The sequence below is a fragment of the Micromonospora globispora genome, from assembly GCF_003857015.1.
GTDB lineage: Bacteria > Actinomycetota > Actinomycetes > Mycobacteriales > Micromonosporaceae > Micromonospora > Micromonospora globispora.
The window spans coordinates 1-861 of the sequence record NZ_QGGF01000752.1; the positions used below are offsets into that span (position 1 = coordinate 1).

An 861-nucleotide genomic window follows, 5' to 3' on the forward strand; every position below is an offset into this window, starting at 1 on the left:
GGTCAGTCTGCGCCGGTAGTGGCGGCGCCCTTCGGTGTCACGGCGGAGCTGGGCGATGGCCATGATGTGCAGCGCCCGGTTGATGCGCCGGTTCCCGGCTCTGGAGAGCCGGTGCCGGTTCTGGTCGCCGGACGAGGCGTCGATCGGTGCGGTGCCGTTCCACGAGGCGAAGTGGGCGCGGCTGGTGAACCGGGCGATGTCTGCGATGTCGCCGATCAGGCGGGCGGCGCCGGACGGTCCGATGCCGGTCAGGTCCATCAGCCGGCTTCCGGTGCTGTTGACCAGGTCGGTGAGCTCCTGTTTCGCGATTTTGATCTTCTTGTCGATGACGACGAGTTCGCCGATCAGCTCGGAGGCCAGCCGGCGGCGGGTCTTGCCGACCACGTCGCGCGGGCGCACGGTGCCCAGCAGGGCGCGGGCCTGCTGGGCGGACAGGTCCTTCTTCGCGCCGCCGGGCACCAGTTCGAGTAGCAGGTGGTGCAGCCGGGAGACCACGTCGGTGCGGGCGCGGCCGAGCTGGTCACGGCGGTCGACCAGCAGCCGTAACGCGACTGTGGTGTCGTCGGTGACGACCTGCCGCAGACCTTCGGTGCGCAGGGCGACCACAGCGACGCTGCGGGCGTCGACCGGGTCGGTCTTGCGGCCCTGGCCGGTGGCGAACACCCGGGCCCGGGCGGACAGCTTCGCGGGAACGTCCACGACGGTTTCGCCGTCGGAGACCAGGTGTTGAGCGATATGCCGGCCGATGCCGTTGCAGCCCTCGACCGCCCACAGGCGGTCCTTGTGCTTGCGACCGGCGGCGAGCATGGCCTGGTAGCCGTCGCGGTCGGTGCCGAACCGGCCCTGCCCGAGCGCCTTCTT

1 protein-coding gene is annotated in these 861 nt (G+C 70.8%); it reads right to left on the reverse strand.

Features of this window, described 5'->3' with window-relative positions:
- The coding region (locus tag DKL51_RS33340; protein WP_124813240.1) for an IS110 family RNA-guided transposase at positions 1-861 on the reverse strand (861 nt) is incomplete at both ends.